This window comes from Campylobacter sp. RM12640 (assembly GCF_020137595.1).
Lineage (GTDB): Bacteria > Campylobacterota > Campylobacteria > Campylobacterales > Campylobacteraceae > Campylobacter_E.
The window spans coordinates 1-433 of the sequence record NZ_JACGAU010000075.1 but is presented as its reverse complement, the minus strand read 5'-3'; the positions used below and the strand labels follow the sequence as shown (position 1 = coordinate 433).

The window sequence follows — 433 nt, the reverse complement described above, 5'->3', positions numbered from 1 at the left end:
GAGACAAAGTGACCTTGCTTTAGGAGATAAAATTAATCTTACATTTAAAAACGTAGATGGAATTAATGATGTTACATTTGAGCCAGTGCAAATTGCTCAAGGTAATAATATTAAAGCAGGTCAAGGTTTAGGTGCTTTAGTTGAAGCTATTAATAAATCTACTGATAAAACAGGTATTAAAGCTTCTGTTACGGTTCAAAGTGTATTTGAACAACCTATTAAAGCAGGAACTACTTTACAAGGCTTTAGTATAAATGGTGTTACTATTGGTTCTATTGAAGTTAAAGATAAAGATGGAAATGGAGCTTTAAGAGCTGCTATTAACTCTGTAAAAGATCAAACAGGGGTTGAGGCTAGTGTTGATGAAAAAGGAAGATTAGTACTTGCTAATAGAGATGGTAGAGGTATTAAGATAACTGATGGGGTGGATAAG

1 protein-coding gene is annotated in these 433 nt (G+C 33.3%); it reads left to right on the top strand.

The features are described from left to right. Positions 1-433, top strand: a 433-nt coding sequence (locus AVBRAN12640_RS09940) for a flagellin hook IN motif-containing protein (protein ID WP_336609200.1), incomplete at both ends; no start/stop codon positions are given.